Origin of the sequence: Borborobacter xinjiangensis, assembly GCF_047739745.1 — a bacterium.
GTDB lineage: Bacteria > Pseudomonadota > Alphaproteobacteria > Rhizobiales > Rhizobiaceae > Pseudaminobacter.
Genome location: NZ_JBLLVA010000010.1, coordinates 50,060 through 75,577, shown reverse-complemented (window position 1 = coordinate 75,577; position 25,518 = coordinate 50,060). Strand labels below are relative to the sequence as shown.

General features: G+C 62.7%; 23 protein-coding genes. 10 read left to right on the top strand and 13 right to left on the bottom strand.

The window, feature by feature from the left end; translation table 11 throughout:
* Positions 1–2 precede the first annotated feature (2 nt).
* Positions 3–686, bottom strand: coding sequence for a GNAT family N-acetyltransferase (locus tag ACLKMW_RS12765; RefSeq protein ID WP_415724838.1), 684 nt, complete (start codon positions 684–686; stop codon positions 3–5).
* 85 nt (positions 687–771) lie between these two features.
* Between ACLKMW_RS12765 and ACLKMW_RS12760 the strand changes: the two genes are divergently transcribed.
* Complete coding sequence (locus ACLKMW_RS12760; RefSeq protein ID WP_415724837.1) at positions 772–1,968, top strand: pyridoxal phosphate-dependent aminotransferase; 1,197 nt, start codon at positions 772–774, stop codon at positions 1,966–1,968.
* A gap of 16 nt (positions 1,969–1,984) precedes the next feature.
* Here ACLKMW_RS12760 and ACLKMW_RS12755 read toward each other — a convergent pair whose 3' ends face one another.
* From ACLKMW_RS12755 to trhO, 10 genes are all read right to left on the bottom strand, one after another.
* The gene (locus tag ACLKMW_RS12755; protein WP_415724836.1) at positions 1,985–2,395 is read right to left on the bottom strand and encodes a RidA family protein; all 411 of its coding nucleotides are present in this window, start codon (positions 2,393–2,395) and stop codon (positions 1,985–1,987) included.
* A gap of 94 nt (positions 2,396–2,489) precedes the next feature.
* The gene (locus ACLKMW_RS12750; RefSeq protein ID WP_415724835.1) at positions 2,490–3,176 is read right to left on the bottom strand and encodes an ABC transporter ATP-binding protein; all 687 of its coding nucleotides are present in this window, start codon (positions 3,174–3,176) and stop codon (positions 2,490–2,492) included.
* Complete coding sequence (locus ACLKMW_RS12745) at positions 3,173–3,922, bottom strand: ABC transporter ATP-binding protein (protein WP_415724834.1); 750 nt, start codon at positions 3,920–3,922, stop codon at positions 3,173–3,175. The genes ACLKMW_RS12750 and ACLKMW_RS12745 overlap by 4 nt, the downstream gene beginning before the upstream one ends.
* Positions 3,915–4,886, bottom strand: a complete 972-nt coding sequence (locus tag ACLKMW_RS12740) for a branched-chain amino acid ABC transporter permease (protein ID WP_415724833.1) — start codon at positions 4,884–4,886, stop codon at positions 3,915–3,917. The genes ACLKMW_RS12745 and ACLKMW_RS12740 overlap by 8 nt, the downstream gene beginning before the upstream one ends.
* Before the next feature lie 9 nt (positions 4,887–4,895).
* Positions 4,896–5,816, bottom strand: a complete 921-nt coding sequence (locus ACLKMW_RS12735) for a branched-chain amino acid ABC transporter permease (RefSeq protein ID WP_415724832.1) — start codon at positions 5,814–5,816, stop codon at positions 4,896–4,898.
* 174 nt (positions 5,817–5,990) lie between these two features.
* Positions 5,991–7,127, bottom strand: coding sequence for an ABC transporter substrate-binding protein (locus ACLKMW_RS12730; protein ID WP_415724831.1), 1,137 nt, complete (start codon positions 7,125–7,127; stop codon positions 5,991–5,993).
* 127 nt (positions 7,128–7,254) lie between these two features.
* Positions 7,255–8,088, bottom strand: a complete 834-nt coding sequence (gene kynA, locus ACLKMW_RS12725) for a tryptophan 2,3-dioxygenase (RefSeq protein ID WP_415724830.1) — start codon at positions 8,086–8,088, stop codon at positions 7,255–7,257.
* A gap of 191 nt (positions 8,089–8,279) precedes the next feature.
* Entirely contained in the window at positions 8,280–9,035 is a 756-nt protein-coding gene (locus ACLKMW_RS12720) for an SDR family oxidoreductase (protein ID WP_415724933.1), read from the bottom strand.
* A 190-nt stretch (positions 9,036–9,225) separates the two neighbouring features.
* Positions 9,226–9,930, bottom strand: coding sequence for a tellurite resistance TerB family protein (locus ACLKMW_RS12715; RefSeq protein ID WP_415724829.1), 705 nt, complete (start codon positions 9,928–9,930; stop codon positions 9,226–9,228).
* A gap of 113 nt (positions 9,931–10,043) precedes the next feature.
* Positions 10,044–10,970 (bottom strand): oxygen-dependent tRNA uridine(34) hydroxylase TrhO, encoded by a 927-nt coding sequence (gene trhO / locus ACLKMW_RS12710; protein ID WP_415724828.1) that lies wholly within the window; start codon positions 10,968–10,970, stop codon positions 10,044–10,046.
* A gap of 133 nt (positions 10,971–11,103) precedes the next feature.
* Here trhO and ACLKMW_RS12705 point away from each other — a divergent pair, with 133 nt between their 5' ends.
* Both ACLKMW_RS12705 and ACLKMW_RS12700 read left to right on the top strand, forming a co-directional pair.
* Entirely contained in the window at positions 11,104–11,895 is a 792-nt protein-coding gene (locus tag ACLKMW_RS12705; protein ID WP_415724932.1) for an N-acetylmuramidase family protein, read from the top strand.
* A gap of 73 nt (positions 11,896–11,968) precedes the next feature.
* Positions 11,969–12,625, top strand: a complete 657-nt coding sequence (locus ACLKMW_RS12700; protein ID WP_415724827.1) for a 2-dehydro-3-deoxy-phosphogluconate aldolase — start codon at positions 11,969–11,971, stop codon at positions 12,623–12,625.
* A 63-nt stretch (positions 12,626–12,688) separates the two neighbouring features.
* On the opposite strand, the gene ACLKMW_RS12695 is transcribed toward ACLKMW_RS12700, so the two are convergent.
* The gene (locus ACLKMW_RS12695; RefSeq protein ID WP_415724826.1) at positions 12,689–14,494 is read right to left on the bottom strand and encodes a DUF882 domain-containing protein; all 1,806 of its coding nucleotides are present in this window, start codon (positions 14,492–14,494) and stop codon (positions 12,689–12,691) included.
* A 303-nt stretch (positions 14,495–14,797) separates the two neighbouring features.
* On the bottom strand, positions 14,798–16,306 hold the full coding sequence (locus ACLKMW_RS12690; RefSeq protein WP_415724825.1) for a sigma-54-dependent transcriptional regulator: 1,509 nt from the start codon (positions 16,304–16,306) through the stop codon (positions 14,798–14,800).
* 159 nt (positions 16,307–16,465) lie between these two features.
* On the opposite strand from ACLKMW_RS12690, the gene ACLKMW_RS12685 reads away from it, so the two are divergent.
* From ACLKMW_RS12685 to ACLKMW_RS12655, 7 genes are all read left to right on the top strand, one after another.
* Positions 16,466–18,301, top strand: a complete 1,836-nt coding sequence (locus tag ACLKMW_RS12685; RefSeq protein ID WP_415724824.1) for a M3 family oligoendopeptidase — start codon at positions 16,466–16,468, stop codon at positions 18,299–18,301.
* A gap of 32 nt (positions 18,302–18,333) precedes the next feature.
* Positions 18,334–19,482 (top strand): aminodeoxychorismate synthase component I, encoded by a 1,149-nt coding sequence (locus ACLKMW_RS12680; RefSeq protein ID WP_415724823.1) that lies wholly within the window; start codon positions 18,334–18,336, stop codon positions 19,480–19,482.
* Positions 19,431–20,090, top strand: coding sequence for an aminotransferase class IV family protein (locus ACLKMW_RS12675; protein WP_415724822.1), 660 nt, complete (start codon positions 19,431–19,433; stop codon positions 20,088–20,090). Before ACLKMW_RS12680 ends, ACLKMW_RS12675 begins: the two co-directional genes overlap by 52 nt.
* A 111-nt stretch (positions 20,091–20,201) precedes the next feature.
* On the top strand, positions 20,202–21,647 hold the full coding sequence (locus tag ACLKMW_RS12670; protein WP_415724821.1) for a homospermidine synthase: 1,446 nt from the start codon (positions 20,202–20,204) through the stop codon (positions 21,645–21,647).
* Between the two features lie 167 nt (positions 21,648–21,814).
* Entirely contained in the window at positions 21,815–22,204 is a 390-nt protein-coding gene (locus tag ACLKMW_RS12665) for a hypothetical protein (RefSeq protein WP_415724931.1), read from the top strand.
* Between the two features lie 39 nt (positions 22,205–22,243).
* Complete coding sequence (locus ACLKMW_RS12660; RefSeq protein WP_415724820.1) at positions 22,244–23,497, top strand: phenylacetate--CoA ligase family protein; 1,254 nt, start codon at positions 22,244–22,246, stop codon at positions 23,495–23,497.
* A 123-nt stretch (positions 23,498–23,620) separates the two neighbouring features.
* The gene (locus ACLKMW_RS12655) at positions 23,621–25,462 is read left to right on the top strand and encodes a 5'-nucleotidase C-terminal domain-containing protein (RefSeq protein ID WP_415724819.1); all 1,842 of its coding nucleotides are present in this window, start codon (positions 23,621–23,623) and stop codon (positions 25,460–25,462) included.
* Positions 25,463–25,518 lie beyond the last annotated feature (56 nt).

The following is a 25,518-nucleotide window of genomic DNA, read 5'->3' as shown; positions in this document are numbered from 1 at the left end:
CTTCAGCTTTGGACGGCGCGAAAATCCTCCAGCCGCCGTCTTTGCCTGCCGTCTGCGTCGAAATTAGCCGGATCGAGCCAGTTCTCATAGGCGCGTTTCAATGCCGGCCATTCCGAATCGATGATCGAATACCACGCCGTGTCGCGATTTGCGCCCTTGGCGACCATGTGCTGGCGAAAGATGCCCTCGAACTGGAAGCCGAAGCGCTCAGCCGCCCGCTTCGATGGCTGGTTCTCATTGTGGCATTTCCATTCGAAGCGACGATAACCGAGTGTCTCGAAGGCATATTGCGCGAAGAGGAAAAGAGCTTCCGTGGCCGCCGGCCGGCGCGCAACGAGCGGTCCCCAATAGATGCTGCCGATCTCGATGAGGCCATGGTTCACGTCGATGCGCATCAGCGCCTGCCGCCCGGCGATGCGGCCGCTTTCCCGGTCGATCACCGCGAAGAACAGCGGATCCTCGCTATTGGCCGCCTTATCCAGCCATGGCTGCAAGGCCGCGCGGCTTTGCGGCGCATATTCGAACAGATAGCGAAAGCGTGCCTCGGCATCGGGAACGCAGCAGGCTTCATAGAGCCCATCGCCATGGCGCGCGGCATCCAGCGGCTCGAGCCGGACATAGCGGCCTTCCATGGGCGCGCGCTTCGGTCGCGGCCTCGGCTGCCAATTTTTCAGCTCTTCGGACATAAGGCCAACTCCGTGGCAATTGACTTTCCCGGTTTATCCCTCACAAAACCCGATTTGCTGCGAAAGAACCAGACGGACCGGAAAAATGCTCCAAACGATTGCCGCCTTCGATCGCCTTGGCGAGGAAAATGCCTTTGCCGTGCTGGCGCGGGCTACGGCCCTTGCCCAGCAGGGGCGCGACATCGTCAATCTCGGCATCGGCCAGCCGGATTTCAGCACGCCCGCCCATATCGTCGAAGCCGCAATCAAGGCGCTGCGTGACGGCCACCACGGCTATACGCCCGCGAACGGGCTTTTGGCGACGCGCGAGGCGGTGGTGCGCCGCGTTCTGGCAACGACCGGCGTGGAGGTCTCGCCCGAATCCGTGATGATCATGCCGGGCGGCAAGCCGACGATGTTTGCCGCGATCCTGATGTTCGGCGAACCGGGCGCGGAAATTCTCTATCCTGATCCCGGCTTTCCGATCTATCGCTCGATGATCGAGTATACCGGCGCGACGCCTGTTCCCGTGCCGATGCGCGAGGCCAACGGCTTTGCGTTCTCGGCGGAAGAAACGCTGTCGCTGATCACGCCGAAGACGCGGCTGCTGATCCTCAACTCACCCGCCAATCCGACCGGCGGCGTTACGCCGCGCACCGAAATCGAGAAGCTGGTGAAGGGGCTGGAAGTGCATCCCCATGTCGCCATTCTGTCCGACGAGATCTACGACGTCATGACGTATGACAGCGAGACGCATTGCTCGCTGCTGCAATTCCCCGAAATCCGCGAGCGGCTGATCGTGCTCAATGGCTGGTCGAAGACCTGGGCGATGACCGGCTGGCGCATGGGCTGGTCGATCTGGCCGAACTCGGCCGAGAGCGGCCATCTTTACGACAAAGTTCGCAAGCTGGCGGTCAATTGCTGGTCCTGTGTCAACGCGCCGAGCCAGTTCGCCGGCATCGCGGCGATCGACGGTCCGCAGGACGAGGTGGAAAAGATGATGCGTGCCTTCGACAGCAGGCGAAAGCTGGTGGTCGCGGGACTGAACGAACTGCCCGGCGTTTCCTGCATCACGCCGAAGGGTGCGTTCTACGCTTTCCCGAACATCGAGAAGACCGGCTGGAAGGCCAAGAAGCTTGCCTCCGCCCTGCTGGAGGAGGCCGGAGTGGCGCTGATCGGCGGACCGGATTTCGGCATTCTCGGCGAAGGCTATATCCGTCTTTCCTACGCCAACTCCGAAGAAAACATCCTGCGGGCGCTGGAAAGGATAGGCAATTTCCTGGCGGCCGGAAGCAAGGAATAAGCCAGAGCCTTTCGTCTCAGTTGGGCAGCACGGCGACGGCCTCGATCTCGACCTTCGCCTCGTCCTCGATCAGGGCCGCCACCTGCACCATGGCCATGGCCGGGAAGTGCTTGCCCATGACGCTGCGATAGGCGTCGCCGACCGCCTTCAGATTGGCGAGATAGTCGGCTTTGCTGATGATGTACCAGGTCATCTTGACGATGTGCTCCGGCCGGCCGCCGGCTTCAGCCACGATATCGACGATGTTCTGCAGGGTCTGGCGGGTTTGCCCGGCGAGGTCCTTCGCCTCGAATATCTGGTCGCCGGTCCAGCCGATCTGCCCGCCGACATAGACCGCGCGGCCTTCCGCCAGTATGCCGTTGGCATAGCCCTTGGCGGGTTTCCAATTGGCCGGATGGAGTAGCTGATGAACGGTCGGTGTGGTCATGGGGATGATCTCCGATTCCTGAATTCCAGGGGTTATTTTCTTTGTTTGAGCATGATCTTCTCCGAAAACCGGCGACCACTTTCGGGATCATGCTCTAGACGCCGAGATAGCGGTCCTGCAGCTCGGCGGTCAGCGCCGCCGGAAGACCCGAAAAGACCGTGCGGCCCTTCTCCAGCACGAAGCACCGGTCGGCCACGGGCAGCATTTCGCTTAGCGTCTTGTCGACAACGAGGATCGACTGGCCTTCGCGCTTCAGACGGCGGATTGCCGCCCAGATGTCCTGCCGGATGACCGGAGCAAGGCCTTCGGTCGCCTCGTCAAGAATGAGGAGCTCGGGATTGGTCATCAGCGCGCGGCCGATCGCCAGCATCTGCTGCTCGCCGCCGGAAAGCGTATTGGCATATTGGGCGTGGCGCTCTTCAAGCCGTGGGAAGAGCTCGTTCACGCGCTTGGCAGTCCACCTACCGGGGCGCGCGGCGGCAACGAGATTCTCGCGCACCGTGAGATTGGGAAAGCAGCGCCGCCCCTCCGGCACCAGCCCGACGCCAAACTGGGCAATGCGGTGGGCGCGCATGCCCGCCACCTCGCGTCCCGCAAGACGGATCGAGCCGTTGCGCGGCCGGATCATGCCGAGAATAGAGCTGATCGTCGTCGTCTTTCCCATACCGTTGCGGCCCATCAAGGCCACAACCTCGCCTTCGGCGACGACAAGCTCCACACCGAACAGCGCCTGCAAGGCGCCGTAAAACGTCTCCAACCCGCTCACTTCAAGGAGGCTCATGACGCCTCCCCAAGATAGGCGCGGCGAACCTCCGCATCGTTGCGGATTTCATCGACCGTGCCGGTGGCGATGATCCGCCCATAGACCAGCACGGAAATGCGGTCGGCGAGTGCGAAGACCGCATCCATGTCGTGTTCGACCAAAAGGATCGGTGCTTCCTGACGCAAACCGTCGAGAAACACCGTCAGCCGTTTCGATCCCTCCGGGCCCATTCCCGCCATCGGCTCGTCGAACAGAAACGCCTTTGAGCCGAGCGCCAGCGCGATGGCAATCTCAAGCTGGCGGCGTTCGCCATGCGACAGCTCCGCCGCCGGCAGATGTGCGCGCGCGGCAAGGCCGGTGCGTTCCAGCATCGCCATCGCCGGTTCGGTCAGCGTTGCATCGCGCATCACCGGGCGCAGGAAGCGGAAGCTCGAGCCCTGCCGCGACTGCACCGCCAGCATGACATTGCGCAGCGCCGAAAACTCAGGCGCCAGCGACGAGACCTGGAAGCTGCGGCCGAGCCCGAGCCGGGCACGCGCGGCCACGCCGAGCGCGCTGATATCCTGTCCGAGGAAGCGGATCGTGCCGTGGTCGGGGCGGATCGAGCCGGCGATCTGATGGATCAAGGTGGTCTTGCCGGCCCCGTTGGGGCCGATGAGCGCGTGGATTTCTCCCGGACGCAGGTCGAAGCTGACGCCATCGGTCGCCTTCAACGCGCCGAAGTTCTTGCGCAAATCCTTCACGACAAGCACCGCCTCAGCCATGACGCGCCTTTCCGGCGAGAAGGCCGATCAGCCCGCCCCGTGCAAACAGCACGACGCCAAGCAGCATCAGTCCGAGAAAGAATTGCCAGCGCTCGGTCCAGCCGCCAAGCACGAATTCGATCAGCACGAACAGCACGGCACCGGCAACGGGTCCGAACAGGCGGGCCGTGCCGCCAAGAATGATCAGCACGATCAGTTCGCCCGACATGTGCCAGGACAGCATCGACGGACTGGCAAAGCGATTGAGATCGGCAAACAGCGCCCCGGCAAGGCCGGTGATGGCGGCCGACATGGCAAAGGCGGCCAGCCGGATGCGAAACGGCTCTATGCCGACCGAAGCGAGCCGCACCTCGTTTTGCCGCGCCGCCTGCAGGGCCGCGCCGAAGCGCGAATTGCGCACCAGCCAGAAGACGCAAAGCGCGGCCATCAACAACGCATAGCAGATCAGGAAGAAGCCGAGCGGGCTTGCGGTGTTGACACCTGGAAAGGCATTGCGGGTGAGGATGGAAAGCCCGTCCTCACCGCCATAGGCCGGCCAGGAAACGGCGAAATAATAGATCATCTGGGCAAAGGCCAACGTGATCATGATGAAGTACACGCCAGATGTCCGCAGGCTGATGGCGCCGATCGGCAGGGCGATGAGGGCGCTGATCACAAGGGCGGCAAGCCAGATGACCGGCATCTGGTCGCTGCCGGAAAATCCGAAAAACATCGGCTGCTGGTTGAAAGCATGGCTAGCGAAGATGCCGGCGACATAGCCGCCGATACCGAAGAAGGCCGCATGGCCGAAGGAGATCAGCCCGCCGAGCCCAAGCGCCAGATTGAGACCGACGGCTCCCAGCGCCAGAATTGCCATCCGGGTAGCGAGCGTGACATAGAATGGCTCGCCTGCGGAGACGGCGGCAAGCGGCAGCGCCAGCAGCGCCACGGCAAGCACGGTGTTGATGAGGGTTTCGCGGCTCATGCCACTGCCTCACGTATTGGCCGCGAACAGGCCTTTGGGCCGGAACGCCAGAATAAGCGCCATGACGATGTAGATCAGCATCGAGGCAATCGCGGCGCCAGTCGTCGCGCCGGCGGCCGGCCCCATGAAAACCGCGAACAACTTGGGCAGCAGAAAGCGGCCGAGCGTGTCCACCACGCCGACGAGAACCGCCCCGACCAGCGCGCCCTTCACCGAGCCGATGCCACCGATGACGATCACCACGAAGGCGAGGATCAGCACCGGCTCGCCCATGCCGACCTGCACCGACTGCAACGCGCCGACCAGCGCGCCGGCAAGGCCGGCAAGCGCGGCACCGAGCGCAAAGACCACCGTGTAGAGCGTGCCGATATCGACGCCGAGGGCCGCAATCATCTCGCGGTCGGACTGACCCGCGCGGATGCGCATGCCGAGCCGCGTGCGCGAGATCAGCACGTAAAGGCCGGCTGCGACAACCACGCCGACGCCGATGATGGCAAGCCGGTAGAGTTGGTAGCGGCCGCCGCCCGGCAGTTCGACCGCGCCAGAAAGCACGTTCGGGATGTTGAGATAGAGCGGGAACGAGCCGAACAGCCAGCGCGTGCCTTCCGAAAAAATCAGGATCAGGGCGAAAGTCGCCAGCACCTGATCGAGATGATCGCGGTCATAGAGCCGGCGGATGACGGCGACCTCCACGAGGGCGCCGGCTGCGGCAGCGGCCGCGAGACTGGCGGCGAGCCCGAGCCAGAACGAGCCCGTCGCCGCCGCAACCGCCGCGCAGGCAAAGGCACCGAACATATAGAGCGAGCCATGCGCCAGGTTGATGAGGCCCATCACGCCGAAGATCAGCGTCAGCCCCGCCGCCATCAGAAACAGCATGACGCCGAATTGCAGACCGTTCAGCAATTGCTCGATGAGGAGCGCGATGGACAAGGATCAGGTTTCCATTGTGCCTGGATATTGCGGTTTCCGATGCCCCCTCATCCGCCCTCGCTGCGGTCGGGCACCTTCTCCCCGTCGGGGAGAAGAGGAGCGGACATTGCCACCGATCTCCTCTCCCCTCGGGGAGAGGATGGCCGCGAAGCGGCCCGGTGAGGGGGATGACGACTACAACTTGCAGTCTTTGGCGTAGGCGTCCTGGTGGTCAGTGAAGGCGGTGCCGATGATCTTGTTGGTCAGAGCATCGCCTTCCTTGACCACCTCACGCACATAGATGTCCTGGATCGGGTGGTTGTTGGTGTTGAACTTGAACTTGCCGCGAACCGAATCGAACTTCGCCTCCTTCAGCGCGGCGCGGAACGCATCGGCATCCTTGACGCTCGCCTTGGCTGCCGCCGCCACGATCAGGCTGCCGGTGTCATAGGCCTGTGCCGCATAGACCGAAGGCAGACGGCCGTATTCGGCCTGGAAGGTCTCGACGAACTTCTTGTTGGCGTCATTGTCGAGGTCCTTCGACCAGGAGGCTGAATTCTTCACACCCAAGGCCGCATCGCCGATCGCGCCCAGAACGTCCTGGCTGAAGGAGAAGCCCGGCCCGAGCAGCGGAATGCCGACGCCCGACTGCGCATATTGCTTGGTAAAGGCAATGCCCATACCGCCCGGCAGGAAGATGAACACCGAATCGGCACCGGAAGCGCGGATCTGCGCGATTTCCGCCGCATAGTCGGTCTGGCCGACCTTGGTGTAGACCTCGCCAGCCAGCTCGCCCTTGTAGTAGCGCTTGAAGCCGGTCAGCGCGTCGGTGCCGGCCGGATAATTGGGCGCGAGAATGAAGGTCTTCTTGTAGTCCTTGTTGGCATATTGCCCCATCGCCTCATGGAAATTGTCGTTCTGGTAGGCGACGTTGAAGTAATTCTTGTCGCATTTCGCGCCGGCCAGCGCCGAAGGTCCTGCATTGACTGAAAGGTAGAACTTTCCTTGCGCCACGGCATTGGGCACCACCGCCATGGCCAGATTGGACCAGATGATGCCGGTGAGTATGTCGACCTTGTCGCTCTGGATCATCTTGTCGGCGATCTGGACGGCGAGTTCCGGCTTCTGGGCATCGTCTTCCGTCACCACCTCGATGTCGGCGGCACCGGCATTCTTGAGCGCCAGCATGAAACCGTCACGCGCGTCGATGCCGAGACCGGCGCCGCCGCCCGAAAGCGTGGTGATCATGCCGATCTTGACCGGCTCGGCGAAAGCCGCTCCGGACGTCGCCAACGACAAGCCCAGCAGGCTTGCGGCAAGAATTTTCCTCATCTGTGTGCTCTCCCTTTTGTTCCGAGGGGGGCGAGCGTTCCCGATGAAGCCACCCCACCACCTATCCCTTCGTTGTCGCACCGGATTCCAAGCCGTTGTCCGATGCCGCTCGACTGCCGAGGCGATGTCAAAGCTCGGTTCGAACTTTCCAGAGTTCCGGAAACAGTTCAACCTCCAGCATCTTGCGCAGATAGGATACACCCGAAGTTCCTCCGGTTCCGCGCTTCAGCCCGATGATGCGCTCGACCGTGGTGACGTGATTGAAGCGCCAGCGCCGGAAATAGTCCTCGAAGTCGACCAGCTTCTCCGCCAGCTCATAGAGAACCCAGTGCTTCTCCGGCTCCTTGTAGATGTCGCGCCACGCGGCCTGCACCTGCGCATTCACCGGCCGCGTTTCGTGCCAATCGGTGCGGTGGGCATCCCGCCCGATGTCGAAACCCCTCCGCGACAGGAGAAGCAGAGCCTCGTCATACAGGCTGGGTTCGGCCAGGATCGCCTCCAGTTCGGCCACCACTTCCGGCCTGTGCTCATGCGGCTTCAGCATCTCGGTGTTGCGATTTCCGGCCAGGAACTCGATGGCCCGGTACTGATAAGACTGAAAGCCGGATGATTCGCCGAGAGCCCCGCGAAACTCCGTGTACTCGCTCGGCGTCATCGTGCGCAGCACGTCCCAGGCATTGTTCAACTGCTCGAAAATACGCGCCACCCGGGTCAGCATCTTGAAGGCCGGTTGCGGCTGGTCCTGCCTTATGGCGAGAATGGCCGAGCGCACCTCGTGGATGGCAAGCTTCATCCACAGTTCCGAAGTCTGGTGCTGAATGATGAACAGAAGCTCGTCATGCGCGGTGGAAAGCGGCGCCTGCGCATCGAGCACCTTTTCAAGCTGCAGGTAGTCGGCATAGGCCATGCGACCGCGAAATTGCATCTGCGCGCCTTGCGCGGGATTGTCAGCTTGCGTCATGCGCACGCCCCTGTTGCCGACGCAGAATTGCACCGCGGACAACCCATTTCAAGCATGAAATTTTATGATTAAAATATCCAGAGCATCGGACCGAGAAGTGGAATCCGGTTTTCGCAAGAATCCGATGCTCCAACAAAAAGATGGATCGACAATATGCGTCCGTCAGGAACGCGCGTCGATCCAGCGGCAGCTTAGCCGCGCCCGACAAAGGGCATATTCGTGGCCATCACCGTCATGAACAACACATTGGCATCGAGCGGCAGGCTGGCCATGTAAAGCACGGCTTCCGCCGCGCGCTGCACGTCCATGACAGCCTCGGGGGCGATACGGCCGTCGGCTTGCGGAACGCCTTGGGTCATCGGCACGGCCATCTCGGTAAGCGCATTGCCGATATCGATCTGGCCGCAGGCGATATTGAACGGCCGCCCGTCCAGCGCCAGCGTCTTCGTCAGCCCGGTGATGGCATGCTTGGTGGTCGTGTAAGGCGCCGAACCGGGCCGCGGCGCGTAAGCCGATACCGAGCCATTGTTGATGATGCGTCCGCCCTGTGGCTGCTGACCTCGCATGGCCGCGAAGGCCGCGCGGGCGCACAGGAACGAGCCGGTCAGGTTGACGCCGACGACATCGTTCCAGACTTCGATCGGAATTTCATCGATCAATGTCGACCTGTAGCCCATGCCGGCATTGTTGAAGAGGAGATCGACGCGCCCGAAAGTTTGCGCCGCTTCGCCGAACAGCGCCTCGACCTGATCGGCCCTGGAAATATCGCATGTCACCGCGAGCGCTTTCGCTTCCGTCGCGCCTGCCTCTTCAATGGCTGCGTCGAGCAACTGCCCGCGCCGCCCGCAAAACACCGTGTTCCAGCCGGCCTGCAGAAGTGCTGTCGCCGCCGCCTTGCCGATGCCGGTGCCGGCACCGGTTACGATTGCTGTCTTGCCATTGGCCATCACGCCGCTTCCTCTGCAAAGAAGCCTGGCATTGCAGATGAGAATTCCTGTGGCAAGCTCCCCACCGAAAAGGGCGGCCATTGGCGACCGCCCTTCTGATCTGAATCGCGCTTGGGAGGAGGATAAAGCGGATCCGACTGCAAAAATGATGCGCCCGAAGCGTTAACGAATCCTTAACGCGCCTTTTGCGCTACGCGCCGTGCCTCGACTCGGCAATGGTGGCCTCCACATGCTCGACCAGCGCCTGGGGCAGCTTCAGCCTGCCGGCGAGCATGTCGAGATAGCCGCGCTCGCTGCTGGTATCGGGATCGATAGCCAGGCGCGATGCGGTGTAAAGCTCGACCTTCTGCGCATCGGTTTGCGCCTCGGCGACAAGCAGGTCGACATCCAGCGGTCGCTCGAGTTCTGTCCGCAGGAATTCCTCCGCCTCGCTGTCGATGCCGGCAAGACTGAGCCGATCGACGACCTTGCGGCGTTCGACGTCGTCGATCCGACCGTCTGCCCTTGCCGCCGCGATCATCGCCCGCACCAGGGTCAGCGCGAATTCAGCCTCCCCTTGCGGGGCCTGCGACGGGTGGAAAGTGGTTTCGGCCGGCGGCGGCAGCAACTCGGGTTCGCCCGCGCCAGGCTGCGCCGGCTGGTTGCCGGCCTGGTAGTTCTGATAGGCCTTGTATGCAATCCCGGCGATCGCCGCGAGGCCGCCCAGCTTCAACGCCGATCCGGTCAGTCCGCGCCCGGCTTTGGTGCCAAGCAGCACGGCGGCAATCGCACCGGTGGCGATCGGATTGTCCTTGGCAAGCTGCGTCATCTGATCGGCCTTGTCGCGAACGGTGCTTTCAGTGCCGGGCACCTTGGAGCCGAGCAGATCGTCAAGCAGTTTCCTGGGATCGAACATCACCACCTCCGCGATTGTGGCCCGGCGTCGCCGCCCGGCTGGGTTCAAGTGGAAATGAGGTAGGCAGCAGAAATCGTCTTTACAATGACCACGAGCCGGTTCCGGCAGGCGGGTCAGCTCCCGATGTGGCGGGAGCCGCGCCGCGCGGCAAGTTCGACCTGGCGCTGGCGTTCGGCATAGCGGGCGCGGTCGGTTTCCGAACGTGCCTCGTGGCAGTGCGGGCACGAAACTCCTTCGGCGAAATGCGGCGACTGCCGTTCGTCAGGCGTCAAGGGATGCCGGCAAGCCCGGCAAAGCGTGGCCTCGCCCGGTTCGAGGCCGTGAGAAACCGCCACGCGCTCGTCGAAGACGAAGCATTCGCCTTGCCAAAGGCTGTCGCCGGCCGGCACCTCCTCCAGATATTTCAGGATGCCGCCCTTGAGGTGGAAGACCTCTTCGATGCCAAGCGACCTGACATAGGCGGTGGCCTTTTCGCAGCGTATGCCGCCGGTGCAGAACATGGCGACCTTGCGCCCTTCCAGCGCCTGCCGGTTCCCGGCCACCCACTCTGGAAACTCGCGAAAGCTCTTCGTCCGGGGATCGATCGCGCCTTCAAAGCTGCCAATGGCCACTTCATAGTCGTTGCGGGTGTCGATCACCACCGTGTCTGGATCGGAGATCAGCGCATTCCAGTCCTTCGCCTCGACATAGGCACCCGCCCCTTCGAGCGGATCGATGCCCTCGACGCCCATTGTCACGATTTCCCGCTTCAGCCGCACTTTCATGCGGTGAAACGGCATTTCGGTCGCATGGCTATATTTGACTTCAAGCCCGGCGAGTTCCGGCCGGTCTTCCAGAAATGCAACGAGTTCGGAAATCGCGGCCTCGGTGCCGGCAACGGTTCCGTTTATGCCTTCGCGGGCAAGCAGCAATGTGCCCTTGATGCCGCGCGCACGACAAAATCCGGCAAGCGGCGCGCGCAATTCCTCGAACGCATCCAGCCGGCAGAACCGGTAGAGCGCGGCAACGCGGAAAGGCGGCAAGGGCGTTGATGAAATCATCGCCACGCCACTAGCGTTTCGAGACCGCGCTTTCAAGACCGCCGAATTCCGCCAACGAATTCAGTTTGTTGGTCAGCGGCATCTCGCAGATCCAACTCCAGCCGGCAGGCGGCACCCCGCGACTTTGTCCACCATGCTGACGTTGTGGCGAAAATCGGCGACGACAAACAGGACGCCAAAGCATGACCTTCACCAGCCAACCCTCCGCGAAATCTCGATCGTCGCAAAAGAACTCGGCATAGAAACCGCCGCCCTGCTTGCCGTGGCCGAGATCGAAAGCGGCGGCAAATCCTTTGCCGTCATCAACGGCCGGCAAGAGCCACTGATCCGTTTCGAGGCCCACTATTTCGATCGGCGGCTTTCCGGACCGAACCGGCAGAAGGCGCGCGCCCTTGGCCTTTCCTCGCCGACCGCTGGTGCAATCGCCAATCCGAAAACGCAAAGCGCGCGCTGGAAACTTCTGGCGAAGGCCGCCGCCATCGACCGCAAGGCGGCATATGAATCTGTCTCCTGGGGGCTCGGACAGGTCATGGGTGCCCATTGGGCATGGCTTGGCTATGCCAGCATCGACGCGCTCGTGGATGAGGCGCGCGGTAGCGTTGCCGGGCAGGCACGGCTGATGGCGCGTTTCATCGACAGAAGCGGCCTTGCCCACGCATTGAAACGCCGGGATTGGGAGGCGTTTGCGCGCGGCTATAATGGCCCAGCCTACAAGCGGAATGGTTACCACACCAAGATTGCGGCGGCTTATGCTCGCTACACAAAAGCCGCTGAGGACGGCGATCTCGACCCGAGGGCAGCCGATATACGCCCGTCCATCGCCATTCCCGGCAAGGCACCCGCTGCGAACCGGGCCGGCATCGCCGCCTGGATTAGGTTGATTGGAACAATAGTCGGCTTGGTGGGTAGTGTATTACGGCGATAGCGGAGTTTGCGTGGACTCATATGCAGGGCTCTGCTAAATCGGTTTAAATCTCATAGTCCTTCCGAGCGCAACGATGTCAGCCAAGACCCAGCAGCTTGTTTCCCTTTTTGACGGCCAGCCGGTCATTCCGGTGCTGAAGATCGAAAACGTGGCGGACGCTGTGCCGCTGGCGCGCGCTCTCGTGCGCGGCGGCTTGCCTTCGATCGAGGTGACATTGCGGACGCCTGATGCGCTGGAAGCTATCCGGCGCATCGCCGGCGAGGTCGAAGGAGCGATCGTCGGAGCCGGAACTATCCTCGACGCCAGGCAGTTTCACGACGCAGCGGCGGCCGGCTCCAAATTCATCGTCAGCCCCGGCCTGACGCGCGAAGTGCTTGATGCGGCATCGGCGAGCGAAGTGCCGCTTCTGCCCGGCGTGATCACGCCCGGCGAAATCATGACGGCGCGCGAGGCGGGGCTCCACTTCCTGAAATTTTTCCCGGCCGAGCAGGCTGGGGGCGCGGCCTTTCTCAAATCCCTGGCTTCGCCGTTCGGTGGCATGAAGTTCTGCCCGACCGGCGGCATCACCGCGAAAAACGCCGGCTCATATCTGGCGCTGCCGAATGTGATTTGCGTCGGCGGCTCCTGGGTCGCGCCCGACGATCTGGTGAAAGCCGGAAACTGGGATGCGATCGAAAGACTGGCGCGCGAAGCGGCGCGACTGCGCCAGGCCCACGGCGCCGGGAACTGACAGACCCGAAAACGAAAAAGCGCCGGCATGTCCGGCGCTTTTTTGTTTGGTGGTTGACGGATATCAGTTGGTCTGGAAGCGGGCCACTGACAGGAACTTCACCGCCTTGCCGGAGAAGCGGTTGGCGTCAGCCAACTGGTTCTCGGCCTGGAAGCCGGCGGTATAGACTTCGCGCGGCGCTGTCCTGACGATATTGTAGGCGAAGGAAGGTGCCCTCGTGCCCGCCGAAGCCTTGGTCACATAGTCGGCGCTCAGCACCCAGCGCGCGGCCTGCGGCTCGGCGGCAACAACAACCGGCTTGGGATCGGGCTTTGAATCCTGGGCGCTCGGACGGGCCGTCTTGCGGGTAGTCTTGACGTTCGAGCCAATGGCCGCAACCGGATCCGATCCTGCCGGCCGCTCCATCACCGCCTGACGAAGGGTCGCGTTGTTGGACAGGTTGGCGACACGCGCCTCGCCTTCCTTCACCGCGGCTGCCACTGCCGCAGCGGCATCGGCCGCCTGCGCCGGCTCATTCACCTGCGGCAGGCTTGGGCGCGTCTCAGGCAGCGCCGCAACCACCATCTCGGAGTCAGGCTCGGAGCTGGACGCCGTCGGCCGGTGTTGCGGCAGCGGAATAACCATATCGGTCGCCTTCGCGTCCTGCTCCTCCGATTGCGCCAGCGCCAGCAGGATCGCGTCCTGCGCCGGCTGTGGCGCCAGTTCGGACGGCGGCCTGAAGTCGGGGCGACGGGTCGGCAGCGGCACGTTCATGGCAACTTCCGCCGAAGGTGCCGAGGCCGTCTCGTCGGTGGGAGCCGCAGCCATGCCGAACGGCACATTGACTGGCTCTTCGGCAGCCGCTGCGGCAATCAGGCCGCCGACCTCCGCCTTGGGCCGGGGCGCAAGCACGGGAAGCGGCACGCTACGCGCCGGCAGTGCGGCAATGATGGTCTCGGGCGTGTCGTCACGCGGCTGCTCGGCATCCGCGATCTGCGGGATCTCGGCGCGTTGCGCCTCCTCCGGCGACAATATCTGAATGCCCGGCTGCGGCTCGCGCTTCGCCGGCGCTTCGCGGACAGCCTTCTTCGGCGCGGGCGCGGCAACCGCGGCCACGGCTGCATTGCTGCTGTCTTCCTCGTCGTCGGCTCCACCGCCACCACCGAAGAGGGCGGCCAACAGACCACGCGATTTCTTGGCGCTGCCGCCGGCGCTGGCGAGGGCGAATTCGCCGCTGCTCCTGCGCGACTGATATGCGGCGACCGCCTGCTCAAAGCCAGGCAAGGGTTTGCCGTCGCTCGGCACATGCAGCGTCTTGCCGTTCGGGAAGACCGCAACCAGTTCCTTGCGGCTCATGCGCGGCCAATGGCGCACATTGCCCACATCCAGATGCACGAAGGGTGAACCCGAGCGCGGATAATAACCGACGCCGCCGCCCTGCATCTTCAGGGCCGTATTGCGCAACGTCCTCAGCGAAACGCCCGGTATATAGAAATCCATCGCCTTGCCGAGCATGTGCTGGCTTTTCTTGGCGACACCCTTGCTGCGGCCGCGCAGCATCGAATTGGTCGCTGGGGAGCGATAGGCGGACACGACGTGGATGTAATCGCGAGCCCCGACGGCGCGATACGTCTCCCAGACCAGGTCGAGAAGATGCGGATCCATCTTGGTCGGCTCGTTGCGGCGCCAGTCGCGCAGGAACCGGTTGATCTGGCGCAGGCCGGACTGATCGTAGCGGCCGTTACGCTTGAAGGTGATCTCCGCCTTCTCCTTGGTGTGGATGAAGTAGAGCTTGAGCGTCCTGGTCTCGGCCTTTGCCGCCGACGACGCTACAGTGAGAAAACCGAGGGCGATCATCACTGCCGCCAGCATGCGCTGCCAGCCGGACATGTCGAGTTCTCGCCGGTTTATGGGTCGCTCGATACTAATCAAATCGAAGGCCTTACAAGACTGCCGTTTGTCCCCGGGCATGAGTCGCGGACGGTGGATGTGAGGTCCGAATATCGATCCTAATGGTTAATCACTGCTTATTGAAGTTGAATTGCGGTAACACCGTGGCGATATCCCGGCAAAAAAGCGTAGCCGCGTTCTTGGTAAACCGCGCGTATATAAGCTGTGGCTTGCGTGGCGCTTGTTAAGAATTGTCATGCGTTCGGTTTCGCACGCATCAATTCGGATGTGCTTCACTCAGGCTCAGGACAGTTCCATGCGCTCGGCCCGGCCGGTTTCGGGATCGATGCCGTATTCCTTCAGCTTCCGGTAAAGCGTCGAGCGGCCGATGCCGAGCCTGCGAGCGACCTCGCTCATCTGGCCGTTGTAGTGGCTGATGGCCATCTTGATCATGTCCATTTCCACTTCGGCCAGCGAGCGCATGTTACCGCGATCGTCGAGCGCCTTGAGGATGCCGAACAGCATCGGGGGGGCGGAGACGGCTTCCGCCGCACCCCTCGGCATTTCCACTGCCGGCGCGGGCGAAAGCGCGGGTGCCTGGCTTGAACTCCGGTCCAGCGCCGCGACGCCTTCAACCTGGGCTCGTATCTGCGGAAACTCCTCCTCGGTCAGCATGTCGCCTTCGCACAGCACCGAAGCCCGGAATACCGCGTTCTCAAGCTGCCTGATGTTGCCCGGCCAGTCATAGGCCTGGAGCAGGTTCAACGCCCTGGCCGAAATGTCGATCAGCCTGCCGCGCGAGCCGCTCGGCGTGACGCGCGCCATGAAATGGCGCACCAGATAGGGAATGTCCTCGCGCCGGTCACGCAACGGCGGCACGAAGATCGGATAGACATTCAGCCGGTAGAACAGGTCCTCGCGGAATTTTCCATCCTTCACCTGTTGCAGCAGGTTGCGGTGCGTGGCCGAGATCAGCCTGATGTCGACCTTCACGGTCGAGCGCCCGCCGACCGGATCGACCTCCCCTTCCTGCACCGCGCGCAGCAGTTTGACCTGCACGTCGAGCGGCAGATCGCCGATCTCGTCGAGGAACAGCGTGCCGGTGTGCGCTTCCACGAACTTGCCGGCATGCTTCTCGGTCGCGCCGGTAAAAGACCCCTTTTCGTGGCCGAAAAGAATGCTTTCGACCAGGTTTTCGGGTATCGCGCCGCAATTAACGGTCACGAACGGCTTCGAGCGACGAGGGCTTACGCCCTGGATGGCTCTGGCGACGAGTTCCTTGCCGACGCCGGACTCGCCTTCGATGAGGATCGGAATGTTCGAGGCCGCCGCCTTCTGCCCAAGGCGGATGACCCGCTCCATCGCCGGGCTTTTCGTCACCATGTCCTTGAACGTCAGCACGCCGCCCGAGCGCGCGGTGCGTTCTGGCCTGCCCGCCGCCTCGACCTTCAAGGCGTTGGCGATTGCGGTGCGCAGCCGCTCGGGAGAGGCAGGCTTGACGACGAAGTCGAACGCGCCTTGCCGCATGGCCGAAACCACAGTCTCGATACCGCCCTGCGCGGTCTGGACGATCACCGGCAATGAGATGCCGCGCTCGCGCATGGCGCCGAGAACGCCGAGCCCATCCAACCCGGGCATGACGAGATCGAGAATGACCGCCGATATGCCGCGCGCATCGCCGCTTTCGAGCAGGCGCAGCGCCGCCTCGCCATTTTCCGCGACAAGCGTCTCATGGCCGATTTTCGTGACGATCGCGTCCAGCAGCCGGCGCTGTACCGGATCGTCATCGACTATGAGAATGCAAGAAGACATGAATATTCTTGAGAATCTCGGTAGAGAGCTTGATTGCCGTCTGGATCAGACTGGCACAGGGTTCTAAATAAGGCTTCAAAAAAGCCGGTGAACGAAGTCTTTAGGCGCACCGGCTTTTTCGTTCCGGCCTGAAAGGTTCAGACATTGGAAGACAACGCGATGCGCATCCTCCGGCAGCAGAATGCCGCTCCGCTGGCTTCAAGCCAGGCCCTGCGTGACCTGGGCGAACTGCCTGAGTGGGATCTGAGCGACCTTTATTCCGGCATGGAAGCGCCCGAGTTGAAGCGCGACCTGGAAAGAGCGGCCGAGGAAGCGATTGCTTTCGAGGAGCGCTGGAAGGGCACGCTCGCCGCCGAAGCGAAAAAAGGCGCTGAAGGTCGGCTCGGCGAAGCACTCCGCGCCTATGAGGCGATCGAAGAGTTGATCGGCCGCATCGCGTCTTATGCAGGGCTGGTCTATGCCGGCAACACCGCCGATCCGCAGCGCGCAAAGCTCTATGGCGACATTCAGGAAAAGATGACGGATGCCAGCGCGCATCTCTTGTTCTTCGCGCTCGAGCTTAACCTGGTCGACGACGCCGACATCATGGACGCGCTGGAGAAGGACGCCGGTTTCGGTCACTATCGGCCATGGGTGCTCGACCTGCGCAAGGACAAGCCCTACCAGCTCGAAGACCGCATCGAGCAGCTATTCCACGAGAAGTCGATCACCGGGCGCGGTGCCTGGAACCGCCTGTTCGACGAGACGATGGCCGATCTGCGCTTCGAGGTCGACGGCGAGGAACTGACGCTTGAACTCACCCTCAACCACCTGCAGGACGCCGATGGCAACGTGCGGCGCAAGGCCTCCGAGGCATTGGCCCGGACCTTCAGGAAGAACCTTCGCACTTTCACGCTGATCACCAATACGCTCGCCAAGGACAAGGAAATCTCCGACCGCTGGCGCGGCTTCGACGACATCGCCGATTCACGCCATCTCGCCAACCGCGTCGAGCGCCCCGTAGTCGATGCGCTCGCCAGCGCCGTTCGCGATGCCTATCCGCGCCTCTCGCACCGCTATTACGCGATGAAGGCACGCTGGCTCGGCATGGAGCAGATGAACCATTGGGACCGCAACGCCCCACTGCCCGAAACCCCGCAGGCGACGATCCGCTGGGACGAGGCGAAAAACACGGTGCTCTCGGCCTATCATCGCTTTTCGCCCGACATGGCCGATATCGCGCGCAAATTCTTCGACAAGCGATGGATCGACGCACCGGCGCGGCCGGGCAAGGCGCCGGGCGCCTTCGCACACCCGACCGTGCCGGCGGCGCACCCCTATGTGCTTCTGAACTATATGGGCAAGCCGCGTGATGTGATGACGCTGGCGCACGAGTTGGGCCACGGCGTGCATCAGGTGCTGGCCGGCGGCCAGGGAGCGCTGATGGCCTCTACCCCGCTGACGCTGGCCGAGACCGCATCGGTGTTCGGCGAGATGCTGACCTTCCGCTCTCTCCTTGAACAGACCAGGGACCGGCGCGAACGCAAGGCCATGCTCGCGCAGAAGGTCGAGGACATGATCAACACGGTCGTGCGCCAAATCGCCTTCTACGAATTCGAGCGCAAGGTGCATGCCGAGCGTCGCAACGGCGAACTGACCGCCGACCGGATCGGCCAATTCTGGTTGGAAGTACAGGCAGAAAGCCTCGGACCTGCGATTGGCCTTCAGGATGGCTACGAGACATTCTGGACCTATATCCCGCACTTCATCCACTCACCGTTCTACGTCTACGCCTATGCCTTCGGCGACTGCCTGGTGAATTCGCTTTACGCGGTCTACCAGAACGCGGAACGCGGCTTTCAGGAGAAGTATTTCGACATGCTGCGCGCCGGCGGCACCAAGCATCACTCCGAACTGCTGAAGCCGTTCGGGCTGGATGCCTCGGATCCGGCGTTCTGGCAGATCGGACTTGCCGTCATCAGCAATCTCATCGACGAGCTCGAAGCTCTGGACTGAGACGGATATATTTTTCAAAGGTCTAGAGCGCGATGCCAGCCTCACCGTTCGTCCTGTTTCGAGACGACCCTGCCGGCCATGAACTGCTGTTCGACCGGCCGCGCGAAATCATAGTCGCCGATAGCGCAGCCGATTTCTTCGCAGCCCTTGACGCCGCACAGGCCGCGCACGAAGCGGGCAAATGGCTTGCCGGGTATTTCTCTTATGAAGCCGGCTACCTGCTCGAGCCGAAGCTGCGCCCGATCCTGCCCGAGGGACGGCGCGCGCCGCTGGTTTGCCTCGGCGTTTTCGATGGCCCCTCGGAAAACGACTTGGCGCCGTTTCGCCAGCCGGCCACCAACGGGCCGATCTTCGACGCGCGCGCCACCTGGAAGTTCGAGGACTATGAGAAGCGCTTTTCACGGCTGCACCGGCATCTGCGCGCGGGCGACTGCTATCAGGGTAATCTGACGTTCCCGATACACGCCAGTTGGTCCGGCGATCCGCTCGCCGCTTTCGACGCGCTGACGGAGCGCCAGCCAGTGAAATATGGCGCGCTGGTGTCGCTCGGCAGCCCCGTGATCCTGTCACGCTCGCCGGAACTTTTCTTCGAAGTAGACGACCAGGGCTGGATCGAGACCCACCCGATGAAGGGCACGGCGCCACGCGGCGCAACACCTGAGGAAGACAGAGCCCAACAGGACTTTCTGCGCAACGACCCGAAGAACCAGGCGGAAAACCGCATGATCGTCGATCTGCTGCGCAATGACATCTCGTTGATCAGCGAAGTGGGCAGCCTCGACGTGCCGGAACTGTTCCGCATCGAGACCTATCCGACGGTTCACCAGATGGTCAGCCGGGTCCGCGCCAAGCTGCTGCCGGATCTGCCGATCGCCAGGATCTTTGCGGCACTGTTTCCCTGCGGGTCGATCACCGGCGCGCCGAAAATCCGCGCGATGGAGATCCTGCACGATCTGGAAGGCACACCGCGTGACGCCTATTGCGGCGCCATCGGCTGGATCGCGCCCGGCGGGCCCATGCGCTTTTCGGTGGCGATCCGCACCATCTCGCTGCATCCGGACGGCGAGGCCATCTACAATGTCGGCGGCGGCGTGGTCTTCGATTCCACCGCTGAAGAGGAATATGCCGAATGTCTGCTCAAGGCCCGGTTCGCGACAGGGACACTGCCGACTTCGAGCTGATTGAAACGCTGCGCTGGGAACCATCCGGCGGCTTCGTGCGGCTGGAGCGGCATCTGGCACGGCTTGCCGCATCGGCGCGTGAACTCGGCTTCGCCTATTCCGAAATGCAGGCGCAGCGCGCGCTCGATGCTGTTGCCCTCGGTGACAGCGCATTGCGGGTGCGCCTCACGCTGGACGCAACCGGCACGACAGACGTCACCACGCAGGCGTTTTCCCCACTCGCAGCCGACACCGTCTGGACGCTTGGCATCGCCAGCACGCGACTCGACGCCGCCGACCCGCTGCTTCGCCACAAGACGACAAGGCGGCAGGCCTATGAGGCCGCGCGCGCGGAATTCCCGCGTGAGATCGCCGACGAGGTGATCCTGCGCAACCACAATGGCGAGATTTGCGAGGGAACGATCACGACGATCTTCGCGGATTTTGGCGACACCCGCCTGCTGACGCCGCCGCTCGGCTGCGGGCTGCTGGCAGGCGTGCTACGCGCCGAACTGCTCGATGAAGGCAAGGCCGTGGAAGCGGTGCTGACGCCGAGCGATCTGCGCCAGGCGCGGGCGCTCTTTGTCGGCAATTCACTGCGAGGGCTCATCACCGCACGGCTGGGGTAAACCGCGCTGAGTTGGCGAATCCGCTTTATTGTGACGTTAAATTGTGATCTGGCGTTTCGCCTGCTGCGTGCAATCCTGCGCGAATCGTCGTGAACTGGAGCTTCCTCGAAGATGGCGAAACAGAAATGGCCCGTTTACGGGGAGATAACCGGCCCTGTCGTGATGATCGGCTTCGGGTCGATCGGCCGGGGCACGCTTCCTCTCATCGAACGCCATTTCAAGTTCGACAAATCGCGGATGACGATCATCGACCCGCGCGACGCCGACAGGCGCCTGGCAGATGAGCGCGGCATCGCCTTCCTTCAGGAAGCGGTGACGAAGGAAAACTACAAGGAGCTGCTGACGCCACTTCTCACCAAGGGCGGCGGCCAGGGCTTTTGCGTCAACCTTTCCGTCGACACCTCCTCGGTCGATCTGATGCGGCTCTGCCGCAAGCTCGGCGTGCTCTATATCGACACCGTCATCGAGCCGTGGCTCGGCTTCTATTTCGACGATCAGGCCGACAATTCGCAACGCACCAACTATGCATTGCGCGAAACGCTGCTTGCCGAAAAGCGCAAACATCCCGGCGGCACCACCGCGGTTTCCACCTGTGGCGCCAATCCCGGCATGGTGTCGTGGCTGGTCAAACAGGCGCTGGTCAATCTTGCCGGCGATCTCGGCGTCGATTTTTCAGTGCCGGAAACCGAAGACCGCGAAGGCTGGGCAAAACTGATGAAGAATGCCGGCGTCAAGGGCATCCACATCGCCGAGCGCGATACGCAACTGACCAAGAAGCCGAAGCCGATGAACGTGTTCTGGAACACCTGGTCGGTCGAGGGCTTCATCGCCGAAGGCCTCCAGCCCGCCGAACTCGGCTGGGGCACCCATGAGAAATGGATGCCTAAAAACGCCAAAGAGCAGAAGAAGGGCTCCAAGGCCGCGATCTATCTGGAACAGCCGGGCGCCAACACGCGCGTGCGCAGCTGGTGCCCGACCCCAGGCCCTCAATATGGCTTCCTGGTGACCCACAACGAAGCGATTTCGATTGCCGATTTCTTCACGGTTCGCGACAAGAAGGGCAAGGTTTCCTATCGCCCGACCTGTCACTACGCTTATCATCCCTGCAACGACGCCGTGCTTTCCATGCACGAGATGTTCGGCGCTGCCGGCAAGGCGCAGCCGGTGCAGCACGTGCTGGACGAGAACGAACTGGTCGACGGCGCCGACGAACTCGGCGTGCTGCTCTATGGTCACGCCCGCAACGCCTATTGGTTCGGATCGCAGCTGACCCTGGAGGAAGCGAGGCAACTCGCGCCTTACCAGAATGCCACCGGACTGCAGGTGACGTCGGCGGTTCTTGCCGGCATGGTGTGGGCGCTGGAGAACCCGCAAGCGGGAATTGTGGAAGCCGACGAAATGGATTTCAAGCGCTGCCAGGAAGTGCAATTGCCTTATCTCGGCCCGGTGAAAGGCTATTATACGGACTGGACCCCGCTTGAAGGACGCCCCGGTCTTTTCGAAGAAGATGTCGACGTCAAGGATCCGTGGCAGTTCCGTAACATACTGGTCCGTTAAGCCGGATGGATGAGGTCTTGAGGTCAGCAATTCCTTGCAATCATTCGCAAATGGGGTGATTGAGGTGAGGCGGACCAAGGCAGACTGCCAACAGGCGGATCCTGCTTAGAGACACAGAGCCTTACTCCGATCCGTCGGCATGAGCGGCTCCAGGAGAGGATTTGACCATGATGATTGCGCGCAAAATGTTTTCGGCTGCGGCGGTGCTGGCGGCGGCGGCCACCATCGCCGGTTGCATGAGCGCCGGCCCCGGCGGCGGTGGCCCGATTGCGGCGGCTACCCCAAGGGGTGTGGAAGGCAATTGGTTTGACCCGAATGGCATCCGATCGAATTTCAGCGGCGGCGTATTTGAAACGCGCACAACGGACACCAACCAGAAACTGGCTGACGGCAGCTATCGTATGATTGATGCACGCAATGTAGAAATCACTATGAATTCGCTCGTTCGCCAGACAACAAGCAACGTTAACTGCCTTCTGGTCTCCCCCAATCAGCTCAATTGCACCAGTGCCAGCGGCCAGCAATTCGTGCTGACACGAAGTCCAGCGGTCGGCTGACACGGCGAACCGACAGCCGGCCAAAGTGGGCAGACGGCGATGAACGCCTTTTTCGACCAGGCCGAAACCCGCGACCCCGCAGACCGGGAGCAGGCGCTTTTTTCCGCGCTCCCCGGCTTTCTGGAACATGCGATGGCCAAAGTGCCTGGCCTCGCCCGCTGGCTTTCCGGCATTGACGTGTCAAAGGTCACCGATCGGGCTTCGCTGGCCAGGTTGCCGGTTCTGCGAAAGCCCGAATTGATGGAGTTTCAGGCCGCGGAGCCGCCGCTCGGCGGCTTTGCCGATCCGGCGGCACTTGCCGGCAACCATATTTTCCTGTCGCCCGGACCATTGTGGGAACCGCAAGGGCTCGGCGCCGATCCGGCATCCGCGGCACGGGCCTTTTTCGCTGCCGGCATTCGCGCCGGCGATGTGGTTCACAACGCATTTTCCTATCACATGACGCCCGGCGGCTTCATGCTCGACGCGGGCGCGCGGGCGCTCGGCTGCACGGTTTTTCCCGCCGGCACCGGCAACACCGACATGCAGGTCGAGGCAGCCGCCGCGCTGAGGCCGAACGTCTATTGCGGAACGCCTGATTTCCTCAAGCTGATACTCGACAGGGCGGCCGAGACGGGCAAGGATTTGTCCTCCTTCCGGCGCGGCCTCGTCTCCGGCGGTGCCTTGTTCCCATCACTTCGCGCCGAGTACCGGGAGCGCGGCATCGATATTTTCCAATGTTATGCCACGGCCGAATTCGGCGTGATCGCCTATGAGAGTGCAGCCGCCGACGGAACGGCCAATCCGGGCATGCTGGTCAATGAACATGTGATCGTCGAGATCGTGCGCCCCGGAACCGGCGATCCGGTGGCGGAAGGCGAGGTCGGCGAACTGGTGGTGACCGGTTTTAACGCCGCCTATCCGCTGGTCAGGTTCGGCACTGGCGATCTTTCCGCCACGCTGCCGGGCGTGTCGCCCTGCGGCCGCACCAATATGCGCATCGGCGGCTGGATGGGCCGCGCAGACCAGCGCACCAAGGTCAAGGGCATGTTCGTCGATCCCAAGCAGATCGCTGAGATCGTCGGACGCCATCCCGAAATCGCCAAGGCAAGGCTTGTCGTTACCCGCGACGGCGACCGCGATGCAATGGTGCTCCAGGTCCAGCCAAAACCGGACAGCGCCTTGGACAAGGCGGCATTGGAGGCTTCCCTGCGCGATGTCACCAAGCTTGGCGGCCAGGTGGAGATCGTCGCCCCCGGCTCGCTGCCCAACGACGGCAGGATCATCGCCGACGAGCGCGACTACTCGAAGTAGCCGCCTGCCCGATTCCGCTTGCATCCTCCCGGACCGGGTGTGAACAATGGCGCGGACGCCATGTAGCACGACGGTCAAGGGCGGACGCTACGCTCCTCCCGCAAGATCATTGGGAGATCAGACATGACGAGACTAGCTGCGTTCGCCGCACTGTCGGTATCGGCCTTCGCCCTTTCTTCCACGCCCTCATTTGCCGACTACACGCTGCACATCCTGCACATCAACGATTGGCATAGCCGCATCGAGTCCAACAACAAATACGAATCGACCTGCTCGACAGAGGAGGAAAGCAAGGGCGAGTGCATCGGCGGCGCCGCAAGGCTAAAGACGGCGATCGACCAGCGTCGCAAGGCGCTGGAGGGCCAGAACGTGCTGCTGCTCAACGGCGGCGACAATTTCCAGGGCTCGCTGTTCTACGCCACCTACAAGGGGGCTGCGGAAGCGGAGTTCCTGAACCTGATGAAGTTCGACGCCATGACCGTCGGCAACCATGAATTCGACGACGGCGAGGATGCGCTGGCGCCGTTTCTCGACGTCATCGGGTTTCCGGTGCTCTCAGCCAACGTCAAGGCGAGCGCGCAATCGAAGGTCGGCAACCGCATCAAGCCCTCGGTCGTGCTTGAAGTGGGCGGCCAGAAGATCTGCATCGTCGGCGCCGTCACCGCGGACACGCCGGAAGTCGCCTCGCCCGGACCGAACATCACCATCGAGGACGATGTAAAGACAATCACCGCCGAGGTCGAAAAGCTGAAGGCTGAGGGCGTCAACAAGGTCATCGCGCTCACCCATGTCGGCTATCCGCGCGACAAGGAGATGATCGCGAAAATTCCCGGTGTCGACGTGGTCGTCGGTGGACATTCGCATTCGCTGCTGTCCAACACCGACGCCAAGGCCGAAGGCCCCTATCCGACGATGATCGACAATCCGGACGGCTACAAGGTGCCGGTGACGCAGGCCGCCTCCTATTCGAAATATCTCGGCGAGTTCAAGGTCGTGTTCGACGACGGCGGTGTGGTGAAGGAGGCAAGCGGCGATCCGCTCTATCTCGACAAGTCGATCGAGCCGGACCAGGCGGTGCTGGCCCGCATCAAGGAGCTCGGCGCGCCGATCGAGGAGCTGAAGAACAAGGAAGTTTCCGAGACGACCGCCGCCGTTGACGGCAGCCGCGAAAGCTGCCGCGCACGCGAGTGCGAGATGGGCAATCTCATCTCTGACGCCATTCTCGAGCGCGTGAAGGATCAGGGAATCGAGATCGCCTTGCAGAATGGCGGCGGCATCCGTGCTTCGATCGACGCCGGCACGGTGACGATGGGCGAGGTGCTGACCGTGCTGCCGTTCCAGAACACGCTGGCAACCTTCCAGCTTTCAGGCAAGGACATTTCGGCTTCAATCGAAGCGGGGCTGAGCGAAATCGAGGAAGGCAAGGGCAAGTTTCCGCAGGTGGCCGGCCTCAAATATTCCTTCGACAAATCCGTCCCGCCGAACGAGGGGCGGCTGAAGTCGATCGAAGTGATGGACGGCGGCGCGTGGAAGCCTATCGACCCGGACAAGCTCTATGGCGTGGCGACCAACAATTTCGTCCGTGGCGGTGGCGACGGCTACACGATTTTCGCTGACAAGGCCGAGAAGGCCTATGATTTCGGTCCCAGCCTCGAGCAGGTCGTCGCCGATTATCTGGCCGCGCATCGCCCCTATACGCCGAAGCTCGATGGCCGCATTACCGAACTCACGGCCGGAGCAACGGCAAGGACGGAAGAACCGGCGGCCGAGCCCAAAATGAACGGCGAGGCCAAAGCGGCGACCGCCGGCAGCCATGTCATTGCGGCCGGCGATACCTACTGGGATATTGCCGAGGCGACCTATGGCGACGGCGGCAAGTGGAGAATGATTGCGGACGCCAACGCCGCCTATGCGCCGAAACGCCTGCCGGTCGGCGCGACGCTGACCATTCCGCCGGCGAACTGAAACCACGCTCAGAAGCGGGTGACCGCGGCATCTCGCCTGCGGCCACTCGTTGCATT